General features: G+C 58.9%; 18 protein-coding genes and 3 pseudogenes. 7 read left to right on the top strand and 14 right to left on the bottom strand.

Translation table 11 applies throughout. The features are described from left to right. Nucleotides 1–22: 22 nt before the first annotated feature. Together BI347_RS20585 and BI347_RS23080 are read right to left on the bottom strand one after the other, a co-directional pair. Complete coding sequence (locus BI347_RS20585; protein WP_071116949.1) at nt 23–1024, bottom strand: hypothetical protein; 1002 nt, start codon at nt 1022–1024, stop codon at nt 23–25. Nucleotides 1025–1524: 500 nt separating this feature from the next. Beyond that, nucleotides 1525–2091, bottom strand: a pseudogene (locus BI347_RS23080) (transposase); the annotation flags it as partial. Nucleotides 2092–2798: 707 nt separating this feature from the next. Here BI347_RS23080 and BI347_RS20595 point away from each other — a divergent pair. After that, a complete protein-coding gene (locus tag BI347_RS20595) occupies nt 2799–3542 on the top strand; it encodes a hypothetical protein (protein ID WP_071114107.1) in 744 nt (247 codons plus the stop codon). A gap of 112 nt (nt 3543–3654) precedes the next feature. Here the strand turns inward: BI347_RS20595 and BI347_RS20600 are convergent, their stop codons facing one another. Then, nucleotides 3655–3981, bottom strand: coding sequence for a hypothetical protein (locus BI347_RS20600; protein WP_071114106.1), 327 nt, complete (start codon nt 3979–3981; stop codon nt 3655–3657). A 298-nt stretch (nt 3982–4279) separates the two neighbouring features. On the opposite strand from BI347_RS20600, the gene BI347_RS20605 reads away from it, so the two are divergent. The 3 genes from BI347_RS20605 (at nt 4280) to BI347_RS20610 (ending at nt 7227) form a co-directional block, all read left to right on the top strand. Beyond that, on the top strand, nt 4280–5782 hold the full coding sequence (locus tag BI347_RS20605; protein ID WP_071114105.1) for an alanine/glycine:cation symporter family protein: 1503 nt from the start codon (nt 4280–4282) through the stop codon (nt 5780–5782). A 257-nt stretch (nt 5783–6039) separates the two neighbouring features. Further along, the gene (locus BI347_RS24870; RefSeq protein WP_275638838.1) at nt 6040–6171 is read left to right on the top strand and encodes a hypothetical protein; all 132 of its coding nucleotides are present in this window, start codon (nt 6040–6042) and stop codon (nt 6169–6171) included. A 105-nt stretch (nt 6172–6276) separates the two neighbouring features. Then, entirely contained in the window at nt 6277–7227 is a 951-nt protein-coding gene (locus tag BI347_RS20610) for a CgnE/CgnB domain-containing protein (RefSeq protein WP_204378123.1), read from the top strand. A gap of 175 nt (nt 7228–7402) precedes the next feature. Here BI347_RS20610 and BI347_RS20615 read toward each other — a convergent pair whose 3' ends face one another. The 4 genes and pseudogenes from BI347_RS20615 to BI347_RS20635 form a co-directional block, all read right to left on the bottom strand. After that, a complete protein-coding gene (locus BI347_RS20615) occupies nt 7403–7867 on the bottom strand; it encodes a hypothetical protein (RefSeq protein ID WP_071114104.1) in 465 nt (154 codons plus the stop codon). Nucleotides 7868–8165: 298 nt separating this feature from the next. Next, nucleotides 8166–9230, bottom strand: coding sequence for an RNA methyltransferase (locus BI347_RS20620; RefSeq protein WP_071116951.1), 1065 nt, complete (start codon nt 9228–9230; stop codon nt 8166–8168). 185 nt (nt 9231–9415) lie between these two features. Then, nucleotides 9416–10568 (bottom strand): annotated as a pseudogene (locus BI347_RS23085) (IS3 family transposase). A gap of 153 nt (nt 10569–10721) precedes the next feature. After that, nucleotides 10722–11689, bottom strand: a pseudogene (locus tag BI347_RS20635) (IS481 family transposase). Between the two features lie 620 nt (nt 11690–12309). On the opposite strand from BI347_RS20635, the gene BI347_RS23090 reads away from it, so the two are divergent. Continuing rightward, nucleotides 12310–13112 (top strand): IS5 family transposase gene (locus BI347_RS23090; RefSeq protein WP_101686167.1). Its coding sequence is split into 2 segments (ribosomal slippage): nt 12310–12637 and nt 12637–13112, totalling 804 coding nucleotides; the frame shifts between segments, so codons are not numbered across the junction. A 271-nt stretch (nt 13113–13383) separates the two neighbouring features. Here BI347_RS23090 and BI347_RS20640 read toward each other — a convergent pair. The 7 genes from BI347_RS20640 to BI347_RS20670 all read right to left on the bottom strand — a co-directional run bounded on the left by BI347_RS20640 (nt 13384) and on the right by BI347_RS20670 (nt 18162). Continuing rightward, nucleotides 13384–13656, bottom strand: a complete 273-nt coding sequence (locus tag BI347_RS20640) for a helix-turn-helix transcriptional regulator (protein ID WP_083339090.1) — start codon at nt 13654–13656, stop codon at nt 13384–13386. 123 nt (nt 13657–13779) lie between these two features. Then, the gene (locus BI347_RS20645; RefSeq protein ID WP_071116953.1) at nt 13780–14160 is read right to left on the bottom strand and encodes a hypothetical protein; all 381 of its coding nucleotides are present in this window, start codon (nt 14158–14160) and stop codon (nt 13780–13782) included. Between the two features lie 28 nt (nt 14161–14188). Next, nucleotides 14189–16456 carry a replication endonuclease gene (locus tag BI347_RS20650; RefSeq protein WP_071116954.1) on the bottom strand — a complete coding sequence of 756 codons (2268 nt, stop codon included), beginning with the start codon at nt 16454–16456 and terminating at the stop codon, nt 14189–14191. Further along, the gene (locus tag BI347_RS20655; RefSeq protein WP_071116955.1) at nt 16453–16908 is read right to left on the bottom strand and encodes a hypothetical protein; all 456 of its coding nucleotides are present in this window, start codon (nt 16906–16908) and stop codon (nt 16453–16455) included. The genes BI347_RS20650 and BI347_RS20655 overlap by 4 nt, the downstream gene beginning before the upstream one ends. A 14-nt stretch (nt 16909–16922) precedes the next feature. Further along, nucleotides 16923–17123, bottom strand: coding sequence for a hypothetical protein (locus BI347_RS20660; RefSeq protein WP_071116956.1), 201 nt, complete (start codon nt 17121–17123; stop codon nt 16923–16925). A gap of 95 nt (nt 17124–17218) precedes the next feature. After that, nucleotides 17219–17713: an ogr/Delta-like zinc finger family protein gene (locus BI347_RS24435; protein WP_083339091.1), complete on the bottom strand. Its 495-nt coding sequence runs from the start codon at nt 17711–17713 to the stop codon at nt 17219–17221. A 2-nt stretch (nt 17714–17715) separates the two neighbouring features. Next, nucleotides 17716–18162, bottom strand: coding sequence for a YmfL family putative regulatory protein (locus BI347_RS20670; protein ID WP_083339092.1), 447 nt, complete (start codon nt 18160–18162; stop codon nt 17716–17718). A 325-nt stretch (nt 18163–18487) separates the two neighbouring features. On the opposite strand from BI347_RS20670, the gene BI347_RS20675 reads away from it, so the two are divergent. Then, nucleotides 18488–18859, top strand: coding sequence for a helix-turn-helix domain-containing protein (locus BI347_RS20675; protein ID WP_158020831.1), 372 nt, complete (start codon nt 18488–18490; stop codon nt 18857–18859). A 100-nt stretch (nt 18860–18959) separates the two neighbouring features. Then, entirely contained in the window at nt 18960–20483 is a 1524-nt protein-coding gene (locus BI347_RS23740; protein ID WP_139167278.1) for a BRCT domain-containing protein, read from the top strand. The last annotated feature ends 23 nt before the right edge of the window (nt 20484–20506 follow it).

Raw genomic sequence — 20506 nt, forward strand, 5'->3', positions numbered from 1 at the left:
CATGGCGGTCAAAACCGGCGGCTCAATAGCTCAGCGTGCTGACCGATGTCGTGGCGCTGGAGTTGAGATTGCAGCCGCTCTGCTGCAATACGTTGGGGCTCCAGGCCAGGCTGGCGGGTTTGGTGATCTGCTTCTTGTTGATGTCGAACAGCTGGATATTGTTGAAGCTGATGGTGCCATCCTGCGGATAGTCTTGGCAGCCTGCCACTCCGTAAACTTCCAGCACGCCGCCGAACGCCCAGTTGAAGGTCTGGCCGTAATTGCTGGTGCGGTTCAGCGCGCTGGAGACGTTCAGAGTGATATCCAGGGTATTGATGCTCCAGGACGCGCAGGTGGCGGTGCCGGCGGCGCAGTTGTTCTGCACGGTGCCGACAATCTGGTCGCCGCTGTTCACTGTCTGCGGCGTGCTGTAGTTCACCGCGCCGTTTTGGCAGCAGTTCCAGCTGGCTATGGTCCAGGCGTTATCGTTGAATGCGTTCCAGCCCAGCACCGGTTGCAGAATGCTTTGCACATTGTCGCGGTCCTGCAGACCGGGGAAGAAATACACCACCTGACCATCGCTGCCGACAGGCGCTGCCGGCACGGCCCAGCTGGCGTTGATGCCGCCATAGGCCGAACTGGTGACCAGGTCGGTATCCTCCACCCAGCCATTTGCCGTGTCCTGTGTCGATGCCGCCGGCCGCGGGCCGGCTTGAGCGTCATGCGCGGCTATCGCTTCGCCATGCGCGCCGTAGCGCACGTGGCCGCAGCTCGCGCCTGCGCGGATGTTGCCATCTGCCGCCTGTATCCGGCCATCGGCCAGCAGTTTCTCCTGGCGCTTTATTTCTTGCACGCAGGAGGGGTGGAAGAAGCCGAAAGGCGTGACGACATAATTGGCCGGGACGTCGGCCGGTCGATTGGCGCTGGCCGTGGTGAGGCGGTTGGCATCCGCCTGCGCGGGCAGCGGGGCCAGCGCCTGCAATATCGCCAGCAGCGTTGCGCCATGCAACAGATGCCTGATCCATGCCTTGTTCAGGATTGCCATGCGTGCTCCTTGTGAGAGTAGGGAAGGCGAGTTGTTTCCTGATGAAGCTGATTTGAGAGAGGTGCGTGCCGGCCAGCCTGTGCCATGCCTTTGATGATCGTAGATGGCGTGTGGCGGTTGCTGACTGTTCGAACGATCAGTCAATTGGAACTTGGCAGCATCAACGGCTTGTGCATTCAAGTGGGGAGCGTGCCATGGTTGGCGTGGCGGCTGATATAAAGGCCAGCAACGCCTGAGTATTGGCTTGTGCCGGAGCCTGTTGATGATGAATGTCTTTTGCTGCGGGGCGCATGGTTGCAATCGAGTCTTGGCAGATGGTCATCTTGGGCCGCTTCGCGGCGCCATCGGCAAGGATTTGGCTTTATGCCTATTGATGTGCGCCGTCCAGCATGGTTTGCACGATAGGCGGTCAGTAAGTTTTTTCATGAAATTTGCATTTATGAAGGGGCTCTGTTGCATAAGTCCGGAGCAGAGTGAGTTTCCCCTTTCCACCAGCAGGCCTATGCCTCCGCCACCGTGCATGGAAGGCCCAGCATGTTGAAGCGGTTCAAGATGGCCGCACGCAGTCACCTGGCCATCGAAGCGTCAGGCCATCACCCTTTCGCCTAACAGTTTGAAGCCGTGCATCTTGGTCTCCACCAAGCTGCGGCGATGGTAGCCGCTTCAGCGTTTCCAGGTCGCCCGGCCAACCGGCCAAGTCGCTTGGTGGCGCGCAGAATCTCGTTTCGAGCCGGCGCGCCCAGTGAGCCTCCTTGTCCGCTCAGGCTATCGACTCATCTGGTGGGATCTCCGCCAACAACGAAGGCGACATTGGCGCATCGACCTGGCGATTGTCTGTCACCTTTAATGGCCCGGATTGGCAGGGTTTCCGCATCGATGCCCAGATGAACCTTGCGCGATTGCCGGCGGTATCCGGCACCATGCTTTTTCGTTTTCCATTCGCCTTTGCCCGGCATTTTGATGCCAGTGCTATCGACCAGCAGATGCAGCGCGCCTGAGCGTTTCTGATAGGGAATCTTGACCTGCAGCGTCAGCTGATGCCGACGCCGTGCACTGTAGTCCGGGACAGTCTAGGATCAATATGCCCAGGAGCGCTGGACATTGGTATCCGGCCGGGTGGAGCTGCAGGCGGCGGGGCCGGAGAGGGAGCCGGTTTACAGACCGCTCCGCGACGAGGAAATGCGCGTGCGGAAACCGGCGGAGGCTGGCCATTGGGTGGCGATTGTCGGCATGCCGGCATCCATCCGAGACATGGGTGCGCGCTGGTTTGCGCCGCGATGGCGTTGGAGCGGAGCCGCAATGGTTTGCCATCCCTGCCGATGGAGCGGAACAGCGTCTGGCTGCTTTTTCGGTGGATGACGCCGCTTATCTGCGCCGCGCGCCGTTTAAGAGCATGCTATTCAAAGCGCGCGGTGACGGTAGCCTGGTGGTGGATGATGACCGCGGCAGCATGGTATACCGCCGGCAGTAATGGCGCGGCGGGGGCAAGGCTGCCGGGAGGCGGCCTTTTTCTTGGGGATGGCGCGCTTGTCCGCTTGCGACAGTTGGCGCGTTCCCGGAGTGGCTTAGGTATTCGTACTAGCTTGTACTTGTCGGTGCGCGCGCTCAAAGTGGCGTGCATGCTGGCTGGACGAGCCTGCCCGCCGTGAGGCGGCCGGTTTCTTCCGTCAGCAGCAATCGGTGCCGCTGATGCTGCCTGCTGGTTCGGGGGTATCGGCAGCCGCCCGTGGATTCACGCTGTCATGTCTCACCCTTAATCCATCAGGAGCATGCCATGTCATCCAATACTATCCATATCACAGCAAGCGACAACGAGTTGTATGTGATTGCCTATCAGTGGGGCGCAAGTTACCAGCTTGCGCACATTCAGAGCGGCAATGGCAATGCCGTCAATGTCACGGTCAACATCAACTCCGGGGCTTACACCGAGCCTGCGGTGCTCAATGGGGTGAACGGGGCGCTGAACAGCACCTATGCTGTCAACCTGCCGAACGGCGACTATGAGATTGTCGCGATGGGCGTCAACTGGGGCGGGCCGTGGAGCTTTGCCCTCAACGTGAACGGCGGAGCGCAAAAGGCCGGCAGTGGCGCTTCGGGTAATGGCGTGGTGTGGTTTACCGAAGGCGCGGGCTCCCAAGGCGCCGGCATTCCGATTACCGTCCAGCCCGCCGGCCCGCAGATTTCAACCGTGAACGTCAGCTCTCACCCGACGATTCCTGCCGGGCTTCAGGCCGCGTTCATGACCGGGCCCAACTCGCCCACGCCGGATGGCGAAAGCGCCACGTGCAATGTGATCAGTTACAACGGCCTCACTTACTGGGCCTATTCCTATATCGATAATAGGGTCTCGCTGAACCTGGTCGCCTATGACGCGTCGGGCAAGGTGGTGGCGCAGCAGGAGCTGCCGGGGGCCAGGTATTTGTGGAAGATTACCTCCGACGCCACCAAGCAGACTGTCACCTTCTATGGCCAGAGCAACCAGACGGTGAGCAAAAACTGGAACCAGTTGCCGACTTAGTCCGCTCCGCGCCATAGCGCAACGCCGGTTTTCTTTTCCGCAATGCCGCCCGCTCGAATCGGGCGGCATTTTCATATTCTGTTTCGAGCGGCGAGGCCGGAGGTGGCAGCGCTCAGCCCGGATCCAGCTGGCAAACCTTGCCAGTGTCGGCAAAGCCGCCGTACAGCTTCATCTGGTTTGGCGTTTTGCGCGAGATGAAGAAGCTGTCGGGCATGGCCTGCCCGGCGCTGCTTTTGGGCCAGGTCAGCAGGCCCTTTTCATCCATGATGCCCTGATAGCGCTGGCCGTCGCGGTTCAGCTCCACGGTTTGGCTTTGCTTGTCGTAGCGGAATTTGACTTGGTCTTCGCAATGGTAGCTGGCCTGGATTCTTTGTTGCGGTTGGCAACCGCAAAGCGCGGCCAGCAGCAGGCAGGCCGCCGGGCGGGCGAGGGTGGACATCGGTTTGGTCTTTCTGTGTCAAACGATTTGGCCGCCACTATACCATGGTCCGAACTGGCGCCGTAATTGCGGGTGGACATGCCGCCGGCGGCGCAGAGCGTTTGCTCTATATGCCGTCACGATTTTCCGCTTGCAGCAATGACGATGTGGGTAAGTTGTTGTAATTGATGATTTTTACAATCCATTTACTGGAGCTGGCGGTGGTTTGGTCATTATCTTGTCGGTTCGGTGCAGACAGTCGGCGCGAGGAAATCATAAGAACAGCTGGCTGCCTGCCTTCGTTTACAGAGGAGAACCCATGGATGATTTGGTCATCGCCATCAACGGCGTGGTTTGGAGCCCGGCACTGATTTACCTGTGCCTGGGCGTGGGCTTGTATTTTTCTGTGCGTACTCGCTTTTTGCAGATGCGCCACTTCAGCGAGATGCTGCGGCTGATGTTCAACCGCCAGAGCAGCAGCTCCGGCGTGTCGTCGTTTCAGGCGCTGGCGATGACGCTGGCGGGGCGGGTGGGTACCGGCAATATCGCCGGAGTGGCCACCGCCATCACTTTTGGCGGGCCGGGCGCCATGTTTTGGATGTGGATGGTGGCGTTTCTGGGCGCCAGCTCGGCTTTTGTCGAGTCGACGCTGGGCCAGGTGTACAAAGAAAAAATCGATGGCCAGTACCGCGGCGGGCCGGCGTTTTACATTGAAAAGGGCCTGGGGCAGAAGTGGTACGCCTGGTTGTTTGCCATCACCACGGTGATCGCCACCGGGGTGCTGTTGCCGGGCATCCAGTCCAACTCCATCGCCAACTCTATGCAATCGGCCTTCGGCATCGCGCCCACCGTCACCGCTGCCGTGTTGGCCATTATGCTGGGCTTCATCATCTTTGGCGGCGTCAAGCGGATTGCGATGTTCGCCGGGGCAGTGGTGCCGTTCATGGCGTTGGGTTACATCATTGTCGCTTGCGTGGTGATCGCGCTGAATATCGAACAGTTGCCGGGTGTGATCGCGCTGATCTTCAAGAGCGCCTTTGGCATGGAGGCGGGCATGGGGGCGATCCTGGGCTTCGCCATCCAGTGGGGCGTGAAGCGCGGCATCTATTCCAACGAGGCCGGCCAGGGCACCGGTCCGCATGCCGCCAGCGCGGCGGTTGTCAGCCACCCTGCCAAGCAGGGGTTGGTGCAGGCGTTTTCGGTTTACATCGACACCTTGTTTGTCTGTTCCGCCACGGCCTTCATGCTGTTGATCACCGGCCAATACAATGTGCAGGGCCCGGATGGACAGGCCATCTTCATCGGCATCGCCGGGGTGGCTGCCGGCCCTGGCTATGTGCAGACTGCGATGGAAAGCATCTTGCCGGGGTTCGGATCGGTATTCGTAGCGCTGGCGTTGTTCTTCTTCGCCTTCACCACCATCATCGCCTACTACTACATCGCGGAAACCAATGTCGCCTATATCAACCGCAAGGTGCAGCGTCCCTGGCTGACATTTGCGCTGAAAATCGGCCTGATGGCGGCCACTGTCTACGGCACGGTCAAGACGGCCGATATGGCCTGGGGATTGGGCGATATCGGGGTGGGGCTGATGGCCTGGCTCAACATTATCGCCATCATCCTGTTGCAGAAACCGGCGCTGGCTTGCCTGCGTGATTACGAGGCGCAGAAAGCGCGAGGGCTGGATCCGGTGTTCCATCCGGAAAAGCTTGGAATAGCCAACGCCGCCTACTGGAGCGGCCAGCGCGCCGAGGCAAACCTGGCGGCGGAGCAGGATGGCAATGTCAAAGATGGAAAAGCTGCGCCGGCCAAGGCGGGTTGAGCCGCCCTGCCCGCACTGCGATCAGGCCAAACGCCCGGCAAGCCGGGCGTTTGCATTGCATATGGGACGGATCTGGCCTCTTAATGATCGTGCCTGTTTGGATGGCGTAATGCCATTTGCGGATCAATTGAAACTCCAATAGCATAATTAATACTATTGCAGCGTGAACTTTGTCAGATGGTATGCATCTGTAATTATGTTGGAGCTTTTGCTCTGGCACGGTTACGTTTTCTTGATAACTACACAGGAGATGCAAAATGATCGAACACATCCAAAACGCGGATATTGAGCTGGATGCCTGGTTCCAGGAAGAAACCTTCGCGGAGGCGGTTGAAATGATGCAGGACAAGGCGGTGGTGCCGTTTGGCACCGCGCTGTGGCCGGTCTGATACCGGGTTGTCTCTTTGCCGATTGTCGAACGGGGCCTGTGTGGCCCCGTTTTTTGGGAGGGTTTCATGTACGTTAGCGATGATCATGCGCAAAGCATTCGAAACATGTATGCATGTCTGGCCTTGCATCCGGCGGTCAGGGAAAAGACGGTTGCCGGCGCCGATGTGCGTTTGCTGCTGGGATTCGACGGATTTCACCAAGGCATCGCCAGCGCCATAGCCGCCGGCGCCGCTGCGGAGTTTCCGGGCGATGCGCAACTGCTATCGTTGGAGACCGAGCCGTCCGACGACATCGCCGACGCGATCGCGCGCTGTGATGTGTTCATCTTTCTGTACCGTTCATCCACGCTGCAAACTGTCGGCCACCTGGGGCCGGTGTTTTTGCAGCCCATCAAGAAGGTGATGCAGGAACACTGGAAAAAATCCATTTTGTTCAAGGACTACGGCCAGCACTTTTACGAGGCGTTTGCCGAGCCGCGCGAGAGTATCGCGGCGCACAACCTCCGCCTGATGGCCTTGGCGGGAGAGGCGCGGCAGGTGGTGTTCGAACAGCCAGGCGGCGGCTGGCTGAGCGGCTCCATCGGCCCCGGACAGGTCTGGACCTCGATAGACGGCGACGGCAATGTCGACCTGACTCCCGGCGAGATCGCCACCACGATCCGCGATCTTAACGGCGAGGTGCGTTTCAGCGGCGCTTTTCTCAGCACGATACCATTTGCCGTCAAGTACGGCGTGGTGCGCGATTTCGTGTCGATCAGGATACGTGAGAGCCGGGTGGTGGATTTCTCCTGCGACAACGCGCGTTTTGCCGCGGATTTCGACAAATACCTGGCGGCCAATGCCGGCAACCGCGTGGTGGAGGAGTTCGGCATCGGCACCAACTGCGGGGTGAAGGGCTTGTATGGATTGAACGCTGGTTTCGAAGAGCGCCATCCGGGCCTGCACCTGGGCTTGGGCGGCGGCGTGCTGGGCAGCCATCATCTGGACCTGATTTTTTCCGACGGCCGTTTGCGCTTTGACGACACGCCGTTTTTCGACAATGGTTTCCTGACTTAGCGCTGCGATCTCAGGCGGGCGAGCTGCATGCAGGCTGCGGTCGCGCGGTTTCTTGCCGTTAGGGGAGGAGGCTGTTGGTGGTCCGCCGGAGTGCCAGCAGGCAGATTTTACTTGCAGGGCGCCGGTCCCGATGAAGCGTCGGCCGGGCGCGGCGCGCGTCCGGCCGATGCGGGGCTTAACCGTTGAAGTTGTAGCCCAGATAGATGAACTTCCCGCCCGCGCCCTGATTGATGTCTTGCGCCATCACAACCGCATACTCGTCAAAGTCGCCAAATGCGCTTTGAACCGTATCGCCGTAGCCGGATTGTATCCGGCCGATGTAGTTGGTTTCGGCGCTGTTCTGGAAGCACAGGTAAATGAAAAGGCCGCCCGCGCCATCATTCAGGTCTACGTTGACCTTTTGCCAACCGGCAGGCGGAGTGGCGTCTTTGCCGGTAATGAAACGGATGGCCGAGACGCCTTTGCCGGTCTGGGCAGTTTGGTAGTAGATGTAGATGAACTTTCCCTTGGCACCCTGATTGAAGTCCTGAGCGCTGCCATTCTTGTTGGTCACCACGGTCCAGCCCTCGCCCGGAGGAAGCTTGGAACGCCAGTCGTCGTTGTCGATCGCAGCTGCGGTGATATTCACTACGTAAGGCATGTCATATTTCCTTGTTAAGAGTGAATTAACTGGATTGGCTCCAGCGCTTGCAGCTTAGTCGATTGATGACAATGTTTTACTGGCCTTTTGGATGGTTGTTTAAATTTGATGTGCCGTACTTGCATCATTTGCCATGCCAGGGCGGTGGGCACGCGCAGGGGGAGCCAAGCGATGGGCAAAGCCGCCTTGGCTGCTTGCGTTCAATTAGAGCAGGCGACACGACCGAGTCATCGCATGACACAGTCGTTCAAGCGGAAACGCACGCAGGGTGGCGGTTGGCGGGCAGTCGACGAAACTTTCAGGCTTGCGAACCCGGCAATCTTCCATTGTTCCGTTTTTGCAAGCGGCTGGCGTCTATCATGTGCGCCGCCCGCGCGCGCAGTTGGCCGCAGCCGCCTTCAATGTCCTGTCCCGCCGAGTCGCGCACCTTGGTCAGCACGCCGTTGTTGTGCAGATAGCGCTTCATCGCGTCGATTCGTTCGCCGGCGGGGCGCTGGAAGCTGTCCGCCTCCAGGCTGTTGTAGGGAATCAGGTTGAGCACACCGAGCTTGCCCTTGAGCAGGCGCACGATGGCGTCCATTTCATCCTGGCCGTCGTTGATGCCGGCCAGCAGCGTCCATTGGTACTGGATTGGATAGCCGATGCCGCGAGCGTATGCTTCTCCCAGCTCCACCAGCTCGGCCGGGCTCATGCGTGGCGCGCGTGGCAGCAGTTGCTCGCGCAGGTCGGCGCGGGTGGTGTGCAGCGACAGGGCCAGCGCCGGCTTGACGCGTTGCTGCGGCAGCCGTTCGAACACGCGCGGATCTCCCACCGTGGAAAACACCAGATTCTTGTGGCCGATGCCGCCATCGGTGCCCAGCCAGTTGATCGCCTCCAGCACATTGTCCAGATTGTGCGCCGGCTCGCCCATGCCCATGAACACCACCTTCTTCACTTGGCGGATCCGCCGCGCCAGCACGACCTGAGCTGCGATTTCGGCGCTGCTCACTTGGCGCAGCAGGCCAGTCTTGCCTGTCATGCAGAAAGTACAGCCCACCGCGCACCCCACCTGGCTGGACACGCATAGCCCGTCGCTAGGCAGCAGCACGCTCTCCACCATCTGGCCATCGGCCAGCTCCACCAGCAGCCGCAGCGAGCCATCCGCCGCCGGGTGCCGCGAATGAATCCGCGCCAGGCTATCCAGCCTGGCCGCGATAGGCGGCAAACCGTTGCGCACCGACAGCGGGAAATAATCTTCACTCTTCTGGTGGCGAGTGCCGGCATCCAGCGGCAGGCCCTGCAGCCAGGCGCGGTTGATGCGGCCGATATGGCAGGGGCGGGCGCCGATGTCGGCAAGGGATTGGTGGAGTTCCTGGATGCGCATGCGTTGTTCTGGATACGGTTGCTGTCAGTGTGCGGTCCAAGTGCCTCGGCCCGCGCGTTTTGGTTCACGGCGCTTAGGGTAGCGCAAGATGGGGCGTGCGGGGGGATTTGCTTCGGCTTGGGTTTATGTGACGTGGAGGTGTACTCTATGTTTGGGGTGTCCTGGCAAGAGCGGACAGCTTCGTTTCAAGCGGCCTTGGCTGCACTCCAGTATCTCCGGGAAAATTCAGCCGCGGCCAAGTAGCCAAGCCGCGAGTGACGGCGCTGGCAGTTATAGAAGATTTCGATGTACTCCCTGATCGACGCCTCTGCTTCCGCCCGCGTCGCGTAACGGCGATGATGAACTAGCTCATTTTTCAGCGATCCCCAGAAGCTTTCTATCGGCGCGTTGTCGAAGCAATTGTCCTTGCGTGACATCGAGCTCTGCATATGAAACTGCGTCAGCAAATCGCCATAAGCCCTGGCGCAGTATTGGCTGCCTGGATCAAGCCGGCCGGCGGTCGATGGTGCTGAGCGGCCCGAAACAGCGCCTTGCTGACCAGTTCAGCCGTCATCCGCGCGCCCATCGCATAGCCAACGATCTCGCAGCTGAACACATCCTTCAGCCCTGCCAGGTACAATCAGCCCTCGTCCGTCGGGATATACGTGATATCACCCGTCCAGACCTGATTCGGGCGGGTCGGTTCGAACACTTGGCCCAGCACGTTCTCTGCAATCGGCAGACTATGCGCCGAGTGGGTCGTCGCCTTGAACTTGCGCTTTTGCCGACACCGGAGCCCCATCTCGCGTCGTAACCGGTCGATGCGGTCGCGCCCGGCCTCAAAGCCCATCGCGGCCAGTTCCGGCTGCAAGCGATGCGCTCCGTAGGTCTCCCGCGTCTTGGCATGCGCCGCCCGAATCGCCACTTTCAACCGCTCATCCTCTTGTTCTCGCTCGAAGGGAGAGCGTCCACGCCAGTCGTAATGCCCGGCGCGAGACACAGCCAGTATCCGGCACACGACTGCCACCGGAAATAGGTTTCGATGCTCTTCTATCCACGCGTACCGGGCAGTGACGCCTGAGCAAAGTACGCTGCAGCTTTTTTTATCAAATCGCGGTCCAGGCGAGCCTCGGCCAGTTCCTTACGCAGCCTGGCATTCTCTGCCTCCAACTCGGTAACGCTGCGCGCTCCCGGCGCCGGTTTATCGCCACCGGCCTTCGCCGCCGGTACCCAATTGGCCTTGGACAGCGTGCCTTTGGGGATCACCAACCTTTGGGCTGCCTCTTTCAGGCCCTGCTCCAGGACTAGCTTCACCGCTTCAGCGCGGAACTCTACTGGATATTTCTTTCTGGTCTTCATTACAAAATCCCGACTGTTAATGGTAACAATCAGAACTGTCTGCTGGAATCAGGCTACCCCAGGTCGCCACCGTTGGGTGGTGGAACGTACCCATTCTTGGCTAGCGGGCCTCGACAAGTTGCGCATTCGCTTTGAGCGACGGCTGGATACGCATTACGTGTCCAGTCCCGTACGATTGCTCACGCGCTTTTTGAATAAATCGGGACGCTGTTTTTGCCAGTCCTTCATGGCCTGAGTCGGCGTCCGATGTTGGAGCGCCAGTTGCGGCAGATGCTGGTTATAGAGCAATACATAGCGCTCCAGCGTGTCGGCCAAATCCTGGCCTGACTCGAAGCGGTGCGTGGCCAGCACATCACTGATCCGGCCGTTGAAGTGTTCGACCATCCCGTTTGTCTGCGGACTGCGAGGCTTGGTCAACCGATGCTCGATGCCAAGCGCGTCGCACAGCAGATCGAATTCGTGTTCCCGCTCGCTTGCTTCTGCTTATTGAACAGCGGGTCGGTGAACTCACTGCCGTTATCGGTCAGGATCGTCCGCACATGGCATGGTGCTGCCTTCTGTAAGGCGGTCAGAAACGCCCGCTCGGCACCAGCGGTCTTGTTCGACTTGATCCGTACAAAGACCCAGCGCGTCGCGCGGTCGATGGCGACAAAGAGATAGCGTCGGGATGTCTCATCAGGCAACTGCGGCCAGTATTTCACGTCGATATGGAAGTCACCCGGATCGTAGGCCTTGCACGGCTTGCTGGGGCGTTTAGCCGGTGTAGCTTCCAGGTCGCGCAGGCTGCCGACGCCATGACGGCGTAAGCAGCGGTCTAGCCCGGAACGCGAAACCTTGGGGTTCAGAAACTCGCCAACGACGACCAACAGGTCATCCAGGCCGAGCTTGAGCACCTTGCACAACTCGACAGCGATACGTTCCTGAGCCGCCGTCAGGGTGGTTTGTAGGCGATGGGCGGTATGCGAGCGGTCTTCAACGGAGTCGCGGTTCTTCCACTTCATGATGGTGGGGATGCTGACGTTGAAACGCGCCGCCAGTTCAGCCAGGCTACCGGTGGCGTTGCGGATTTCCTCACGGATAGCCGGCGCCGTGCGGGCTTGTTTGTGCAGTTTGACGATCATCGTTGTTGCGGTTGTAGGGCTTGCAGAAGCATACCCATACCTTCACGGGCGAGGGTAAGTTTCCAGATACGTTTGCTCAAATGATCGTCTGGGATGCGACAATTACGCTTTGCTCAAGCTGGCTTTCTCATTGATCTGTCTGCGATTTATCGATAGGTTTTGTTGGCGAGTCTAAATGTAAGGCTCATCGTAATTCAATGCTTCTATATATCAATGTCAATACAATTTGGTTTGATTTTTTTGCTGAGCTTGCAAAGCGTATTTGCATTGAATGTCACTGTGTGCACAAAACCATTCAATATTTTATGTAAGAAATAAGATGGACCAGTATTGAAGTCAGCGCTAACGTGCAAAGTTAATAATGCTATCCATTAATTATGCTATTGTAATTATAGCTCGCCACTGACTGATGGTTTGGTTGCAGCCAGTTTGGGAAATCATGCAGGCAGAGACGAGAAAATAGGTAAGTGAATATTTGATATTTATCGTATGAATGAATTCTTCAAGGAGATATTGAATGATTGCTAAATACAGCCGTTTTTTTCTGCTGGCTTTCGCGCTGCTTAGACCCGCTAACAAAACCTCTTGATGCCGGATACGTATGCCCGCATCTAGTGAAGATGAAACGGAAAGTCGTCAGTCAGAAGCTCTGGAAGTCATTGCAGCCGCTACTCCCTCCGCCACCTCGCTCCCGCCGGGGTGGGCGGCCACGGTTCGATGATTTTGCAGCCCTCAACGGCATCTTGTTTGTTCTCGCCACCGGTATTCCTTGGGAGGACCTCCCACAGGAACTCGGTTTTGGCAGCGGGATGACCTGCTGGGGAAGGCTGCGGGATTGGCAAGCGCTAGGCATTTGGGATCGCCTACATCTAGCCCTGCTGACACAACTGCGCCAACACCATCAAATTGATTGGAGCCGGGCCAGCATTGATGGGGCTAGCGTTGCCAGCCCCCGGGGGGCCAAGAGACCGGCCCCAACCCCACTGATCGAGGTAAATGCGGCAGCAAACGGCACATCATCGTAGATCGCCGAGGTTTGCCACTGGCGCTGAGCATGACCGGCGCCAATCGGCACGACTCCATGGTCTTCGAAACTTTGGTCGATGCGATTCCTGCCGTTCCTGGCTTGCCAGGACGGCCCAGACAAAAGCCTTACAAGCGGCATGCTGACAAAGGCTATGACTACCGCCGTTGCCGTGCACACCTGAGCCGACGCGGAATCTTGGTGCGAATTGCTCGGCGCGGGGTGGAAAGCAGCGAGAGACTAGGTCGCCACCGCTGGGTGGTAGAACGTACCCATTCTTGGCTAGCGGGCTTCGGCAAGTTGCGCATCCGCTTTGAACGGCGGCTGGATACGCATTACGCCTTGCTCAAACTGGCTATCTCAGTGATCTGTCTGCGATTTATCGACAGGTTTTGTTAGCGGGTCTTAGTTTGGCGGCTTTTCGGTCTGTTTAGATTTTAGCTGATACCAAATCTTCGCGCGTCAGCAGCTTGGTGATTTATTGTTTAATTGATTGATATTTATTGGTTTATTTTTTAAAAAATTAATTATACCCCCTAGCATACCCCCTAAGTTTGGTCACGTAACGAGGGACGAAATCGCGGTGGTTGCACATGAAAAAAGCCATCCTCAGGATGGCTTTGATTCTTATGGTAGTTGTGGTTTCTTCACTAGTCTCCATGCAGGGCCGTCATGCAGCTCTTATTAAACCCGCGCACTCGAAGCGCCACTTTATCCAGATTTCGAGGTGCGACTCCAGGAAACCCACGGACCCACCGCCCAGGGGAATGGACGGCGGGAAGTTGCCGGCCGCAATCCAGTCATAGAGCGTGGTCTTGGTGATGCCTACGCGCTCCAGCACCACATCGCGGCGCAGGTAGCGGTCGCCTTTGATTGGGCCTTGTCCGTGCCAGGGGCGAGCGGGTTTTTCGTCGTCCGGTGCAATTTCGATCTTTGTTGTCATGTTGATTCTCGCGGTTGTTGATTGGCGGCCATAGGGGAGCGGCCTTGCCGGTTTTAAGAGGACGGCGCCCAGGTTGATGGGATGGGCCGGCCGCTCGCCTATGGCCGCTGTGCGGCCGATTGATCAGATGCCTTCCACCACCAGTTCCAGGCTGGTGCGTTCTTCGCCGGTGGCCAGGATCTGGAAATGGTCCCGGCCTTGGCTGTCGCGGCCGTTGGCGACAAGCCGGCGTTCTAGGGCGTTGCCGGCCAGCGTCACCACGTAGCGCTGCAGCGGCAGCAGGTCGATGGGCAGGCGCAGCACGAGGTAGGGCACGAAGCCCGCGCCGGCCTGGGTGCTGGCGTCCAGCTCGATGTCACGCAGCCGGCGGGCCATGCGCTCGGCGCGGTTGATGTTCCGCATCTGGCTGTTGATCCTGTCCACCGTGGCGCGGAACTCGCTTTGCGCGTCCAGCAGCAGCTGGGTGTAGAGGCTGGTTTGCTCATGGGTCGTGGTTGCGTTCATCGCGGTTGCTCCTTTTGGTTTTTGCCGCTCACAGGCGGCCTGCTTGGGTTTGATTGATCCATTGCCGCGCGCGGGCGGTGGCCTGGGCGAGCTGCTGGGAAACGGGGATGCCGGGGCCGTACGCGCTCCAGGGCTGCGGGCCTGGGCGGGCAGGGCGCTCAGCCTGGCGCCGGTCGGCGTCGGCCTGGGCCCGAACCTGGGCGATGACTTCCAGGCCGCGGCCCGCCGGTATGCCCAGGCTGGCGGCCAGCCGGCGGTTGACGCGTTGCAGGCGCACGCGCTCGCGGCTTTCTTCGCGCTGGCGCTTGGCGGCCAGGCGGTGGCGCTCCACATCGTCCATCGCCCATTGGCGGGCAAACTCCGGGAAGGCCGCCAGGTGGCGCTGCTGAGCCTCGAATTCCTGGCGCGCGGCCAGTTGCTCGGCGGTTAGCCACTCGTCGTCGCCATCGGCCTGCTGGGCCTCTCGCATCGCATCGGCCAGGGTGAAGCGGTGTTCGTCGGCAATCGGCCCCAGCGGGGCAACTGCGATTTCCGTAGAGTTATTGACACGAGTCCAAGGGGAAGCTGCGCTTCCCTCAACATCCAAACCCGGCGCCTTGCGGCTGATCTGCCATTCGTGCGGCCGTGTCATGGCGAGCTGGCCGGAAGCCTGTTCCACCACGCCGAACACGCGCTTTTGCCCTGCTTCGCCGTAGCGGTTGATGGCGGGTTCCGAATCCCGCGCCACTTGCAGCGGCATGTCTCGGCGCTTGGCTTCATGGCCGCCCATCAGGTGGACGAAGCGGCCCCAATTGCCAGTGTCGGCGGCAATGGCGGCATGCATCAGCACATCCTCGGCGCCGGCCCACTCCCAGCGGCGCAGCTCGCGCCACACCCCCACCGGCGGGCCGCCCACTTGCTGGAATTGGCGGATACCCCAATGGCTGGCCCAGGCGTCCACCCGGCGCGCGGTTACGGTGGCGTCCGTGGCGGCGGACTGGTCGCGGCTGTCGCCATCGTCCTGGCCGGCCAGGCCGGTGAAATCCTGCGCTTCGAAGTCCTCGCCAATGCTGCTGCCGTCATGCTTGGCACCGTCCACGTTCTTGGCGATGTACTTGGCGATGTAGCCGGCGGCGGAACCCTTGTTCCAGTCGATAGCTTCGAACTTCACCCGTGCCGTGATGCCTTTCCACACCCAGCGCGGCGGCTGACTCCAGAAATCCGCCTCGATGCCGACGCGGGCGGCGATATCGGCCAGCTTGCCCTTGGCGCCTTCGGCGCGTAGCGCGCGGGCGGCGGCCATGGCTTCCGATTTGGTCTGCATATAGCGCAGGCCCAGCTCGTCGCGGTCTTCGCGCACGGCGTAGCGGGCGACGATGGCGCGGAAGGGCTTCACCTCCTCCGGCGGCATGAAAAACAGGCCGTGCATGTGCGGCGTGCCGTCGTGGTGCGGCTCCGCCACGCGGAAGCCAAAAATCTTGATGCCGGCGCGGGCCAGCGCGGCGTTGATGCGTGACCACACGCCGCCCAGGTAGTCGCGGGTGTCAATAGGGGTGAAGCCGGCGTACTTGGCGTTGCGCTTGCCGCTCTTGGCATGGCGCGGGTGGTACTTGCTGGGCGCGGTGATGGTGATGAACTCGCCGGCCATCTCCAGGCCGACGGCGATGTACTCGAAACCGGCGATGCGCACCATCAGTTCGGCGCGGCGGATGATGGGGTTGCTGGTGCTGAGTTCGGCCAGCTGCGCCAGCGTGTATTCCTGGCCCAGCTCGTTGATGGCGGTCAGCGCCTCCAGCAAGCCGCGGTTGCGGCGCTTCTGCTCGCTGCGGCGGGCGATGGCGTCATGGCTGGCGTACAGGCCATGGCGCTTATGCACCAGGCCAAACTGGATGGCCAGTTGCTCGCTGCGGCGCGCATTGGTCCGGCGCAAGGCCCGGCGCCACCACAGGCTGCACGCCACCCGCGCGGCGCGGCCGGTGTCGGACTTGCCGCGCGGCGGCTCCACGCCAAAGCTGCGGCAGTAGCGTTCAAGCTGGATCACATCCGCGCCGCGGCCAATCAGCTGGTCAGCCTCGAAAGCGCGTTGCTTGGCAAACTCCACCAGCTCCATCTCGCAGGCGCCCAGCGGCAGCGCGTTGCGCGGCATGAAGCGGGTCAACTCGCGCAGCCAAGCGTCGGCGTCGACCTGGCGCGGGTCGGCTTGACCCTGCGCCAGCTCCAGCGGCTGGCTGCGGCGCTTGCGCCACTCGCGGCCAATGGCGCGGCCCAGGTGGCGCGGGAAACGCTCCAGTACCGGGAGGAGGGAAACGGCTGTCACGCGGCTTGCTCCTCGCGGCCAGTAGCCGCAACGGACAGCGGCTCGGCATGCAGCGGCAGGCCGCCGCGCAGTAGCTTGGCTTCAGCCAGGTCGCTGTGGCTGAGCGCGATATCCATTTCATGCATCATCCAGCCCGGCTGCGTCAGCACCATGGCCCGCAATGGCAGGCGATGCATGGCGATTAGCTGATTGATGGCGCGCTCCGCCACCGCCATGGTCTTGAGCGCGTCTTGAATGTCCTTCATCGCCTCCAATTGCGCCAAGTTCAGCAACTGCTCCTGCAACAGAGCTACCGACCCCGCGCTTGCGCGCCGCTCCGCATGGCGACGATCAAGGGCGGCGCCCACCAGGCGTATGGCTTGCTCGCGCGGGGTTTCCGGCCTGGGTGATCGGCAGAGTTCGCCCAAAAATGGCATGACGTTGCGGGCGAAGTGTTCGTTGATGGCGTTCATGGCTGAAACCTCGATCAGTGCAGCGGGATGAATTGCAAGACGATGACCAGCAGCAGCACGCCCCCGGCCAGCAGATCCACCACGGCGCGACGGTAGCCGGTAGGCCGGCGGCCCGCGGTGGAATAGCAGGCGGTGCCGTTGGCGAAACGCACGTAGCGCATCTTGCGGATGCGTGGCGCGGCGTTCTGTTGCGGGGCGGTAGCGGGCTGATGCATGGCGTTCTCCAGGGTGGCGCTGCGTTTTTTGGGCGTAAAAATCCCCCTCGCACTGCGCAAGTGCGATTTTCAGAGAGAGGGGGAGGGGGTAAGACTTAGGCGGTCAGGCCGGGCAGCTCAAGCTGGTTTTCCAGCTTCTTGCGGCGAAGCTCATGCTGCAATTCCGACAGCCGCTGCTTGGTCGCCATCGGTATGCTGACGCCTGCCTTGGGTAGCGCCGGCGGGCAAAGCGTTTCGCGTACATAGCGATAGGTGGTGAAGGTGTGGCCGCAGGTGAGGTTGGAACACTGGAAGTATTCTTCCTGGGTCAAATTGCTGAGATAGCGACTAGTCCGGGTATAAGAAACTTGTTCGCAGTGTGGGCAGGTGAAGGCCATTTTTCCCTCCGGCAGATGGACTAGATACAGGGTTTCCCGCACAAAAAGCCTTGGCCTCACAACCTTGGTCAAAATTGCCCCCGCGCCGCATTCCTGCCTTTGGCAGCGAATAATGACTTTGCTGGTGCTAAACCCATGAACCACGCGCACAGGGCGGTAAGGCGTTTCGCAGACGGGGCCGCCGCAGTGATGGCAAACGATGGTGTCTTCCATGATCAGCTCCGGCAGAACACTTGAAAGGTCAGGTGGTTCATCTGCGTCACCTTGGTGCAGATGGCATCGCGGATGCCTTCCAGGCGCTGGCGCTCTTTCCTGTCCACCTCGCCGTCGCGGGTGGCTTCGCGCCACTCGCGGGCCAGCTTGCCTACCTCGTCCACCAGTTCCATGTACACGCGCTGGATTTCCTTGTCGTCCACCACGTCAATTTCCGGCAGCGGGATGAACACGCCGTGAGACTCGGCGGCCACCGCTTCGGCAAAGCTGCTGCTGGCGCTGAAAGCTTGCATCTGCAAGGCTTCATGGACGCTGACGGATTGGCCCTTGCGTTCGTACACGCGGTTTTCCAGACCATCCTTGCTAAAGCCCAAGGCAGCGGCCATTGCCGGCCAACCGCCCGGCATGGCCTTGCACATCGTCTGGTATGCGGTTCTCAGTCTGTCCATCTGCTGCTCCTTCCGGCCACCGGCTAGTGGTGGTTCCGGTGGTTATGCGCCCAATCCGCTTGGGTTATCTTTTGTTTGGTTATTGAATTGCGATCTGAAACTGTCTAAACCGACACGAAAGAAAGCCCCTGATTGATTGCTTCTGGAAACGTTGAACTCTCGACATATGTCATTCAGCTCCCGGTCTTCTTCTTCGGTCAGGTACATCTGCACTCGCACCGTTGCGGAACCCCTGGCAACTCTGGCGGGGCCAGAGGAACGTCGTTTACGCTTCGGAATGTGTGTCATTTGAGTTACTATGCCTACCATAGTGAGTCATGGCGTCATGATAGCTACTATTCTAGGAATGTCAACTAAAAAGCCTACTATTGTGAATATCGGGATACGCTTGCGTGATGAGCGCATGAGACTTGGCCTAACTCAATCGGATGCTGCAAAGGCCGCCGATGTAGGGTTTTCCACATATCAGACTTGGGAGAAGGACCGATCCCCCAATGCTGAGGCCCTTGCCAGGCTTCATTCCGTTGGATTCGACATTCTGTACGTTGTGACAGGAATCAAGGATGAGTCCACGCTTTCCAACGAAGACAGTAGCTTACTGGCTCGCCTCAATCAGCTTGATGACAAAGCTCGCCGTGCTTGGCTGGCGAGTGCGGCCGCGTTCGTTGAAAGCTACACGTCGAGTGACCTGTTATAAAGTACAGGTATCGCCATTTTTTCCACTCTTTGCGATGCATTTTCGTTTGTGACTCACTAAGTGGGGCATAAAATTGCCAGAAATTTTCTGGTGATGCTCCATGAATCGATCCCGCAACGTCCTCGAATTTCTCTACCCCATCGCACCTGACATCCAGATGCGCTTCTCGCTTCTTCAATGGCATGAGTTTGGTTACTACCTTTCCGGCGTACATGATGGCGAGGAGCTGTTCTTCCGCAAGGATGCTGCTACATTCCTCGGAGGCTGCGAGCAATTGCTGTCTAGCCCCTTTGTAGCAGCACCGCCTTTACCTTCAGTGCAGCAGCGTTTGATAGAGATTCAGATTGATGGCCTGGCAGAGGACAAGAATCCTGAGGCATATCATGCATTGCTTGCCAAAGTACGAGATGAAGGATTCGCCGTTTATACAGCCCAAGATAAGCCAAGTAGCAAGAACTGCGAACCAGGTTTTCTACTGCGCACAGGGGTGACAAAAAATCTAAGCTATTATTTTTGCCACCCTTCGATTTCTCCAGATCGCTCAAAAATCAACGCTCTAAAAGCGCGGAAGCATGAGGACAAGAATCAGGCAGGTGAAGATTGTTCTGTTATTGTACAAAGCACAGACGCATTTATTGACTTTCTGAAGACTGGTTTCTTGCCAGTTCTAGAACCTTATTGGAAGTCGAGACGCATCGAAGTTACCGCACCCTTCGAAAATTCAGACGGATACTTAAACGGATGGGCTTTTCTGCTCGGTCGGTGGTTTTATTCGGCACTTGACCTAAAATCCCCCTCTGTGGCCGTTCCATATTGGACACAAACTGAGGTGCCAAATTTTTCATTTTCAGATGGTGACGTACTGAATTGCTACGATTACAGTGTGACCCTTCAAGTCGAATCCGCAATGAAAGGTTTCCATGGTGTAGTTGTCATGAAACGATTTGATGGAAATCGCCCAGCTGGATACTTCCGCTGCCAGCAACATGCGCTGGTAAAAACACTTCAAGATGGGAACCTTGCAAGGCTTAATCCCATCCTGAATGAGTCAGCAGTACGAATCGAAAAGATGCGTGCGGAAGCTGACTTGGATTATGTAGGTTCTCAAGCCGGAGCAGGAAAAGAAATCAGCAGCAGTCCAGCCGTAATCAACCTGTCATTTCTATATCGCAAGGCTGATGGAGTTGAAGAAAAATACGAGCTGAGTAACTGGAAAGAGCAAGGTCGTTATCTTGTCGCCACCACCCCCGCTGGGCCTCGTACTTTTCGAAAGGACCGAGTGGTTGAATACTATGGCAATGTCAAAGCAATGCTGACAGACCCCGATTCAATAGCCCCACCGCCACCAAAACCGAAGATGGTTTCACATATCGGACCTCAGATTCTATTCACTGGATATAGCCAAGCCGAGAGAGATAGACTTGAAGCGTTGGCAAGTAGTAACGGCATGACAGTTGTTAAGTCAGTTACGCAGTCTTTGTCATATCTTTGCGGTGGCCCGAATGCCGGTCCTTCTAAAGTTGAACAGGCAAGGGAGAAAGGCGTCTGGATTTTAAATGCGGCTGCGCTTGGTGCATTACTCCAAACAGGCGAGTTACCCGATGAAGATGTGAACTTCGCTTAAAATTATAACGAGTAGGGGCGCAT

This window comes from Chromobacterium sphagni (genome assembly GCF_001855575.1).
GTDB lineage: Bacteria > Pseudomonadota > Gammaproteobacteria > Burkholderiales > Chromobacteriaceae > Chromobacterium > Chromobacterium sphagni.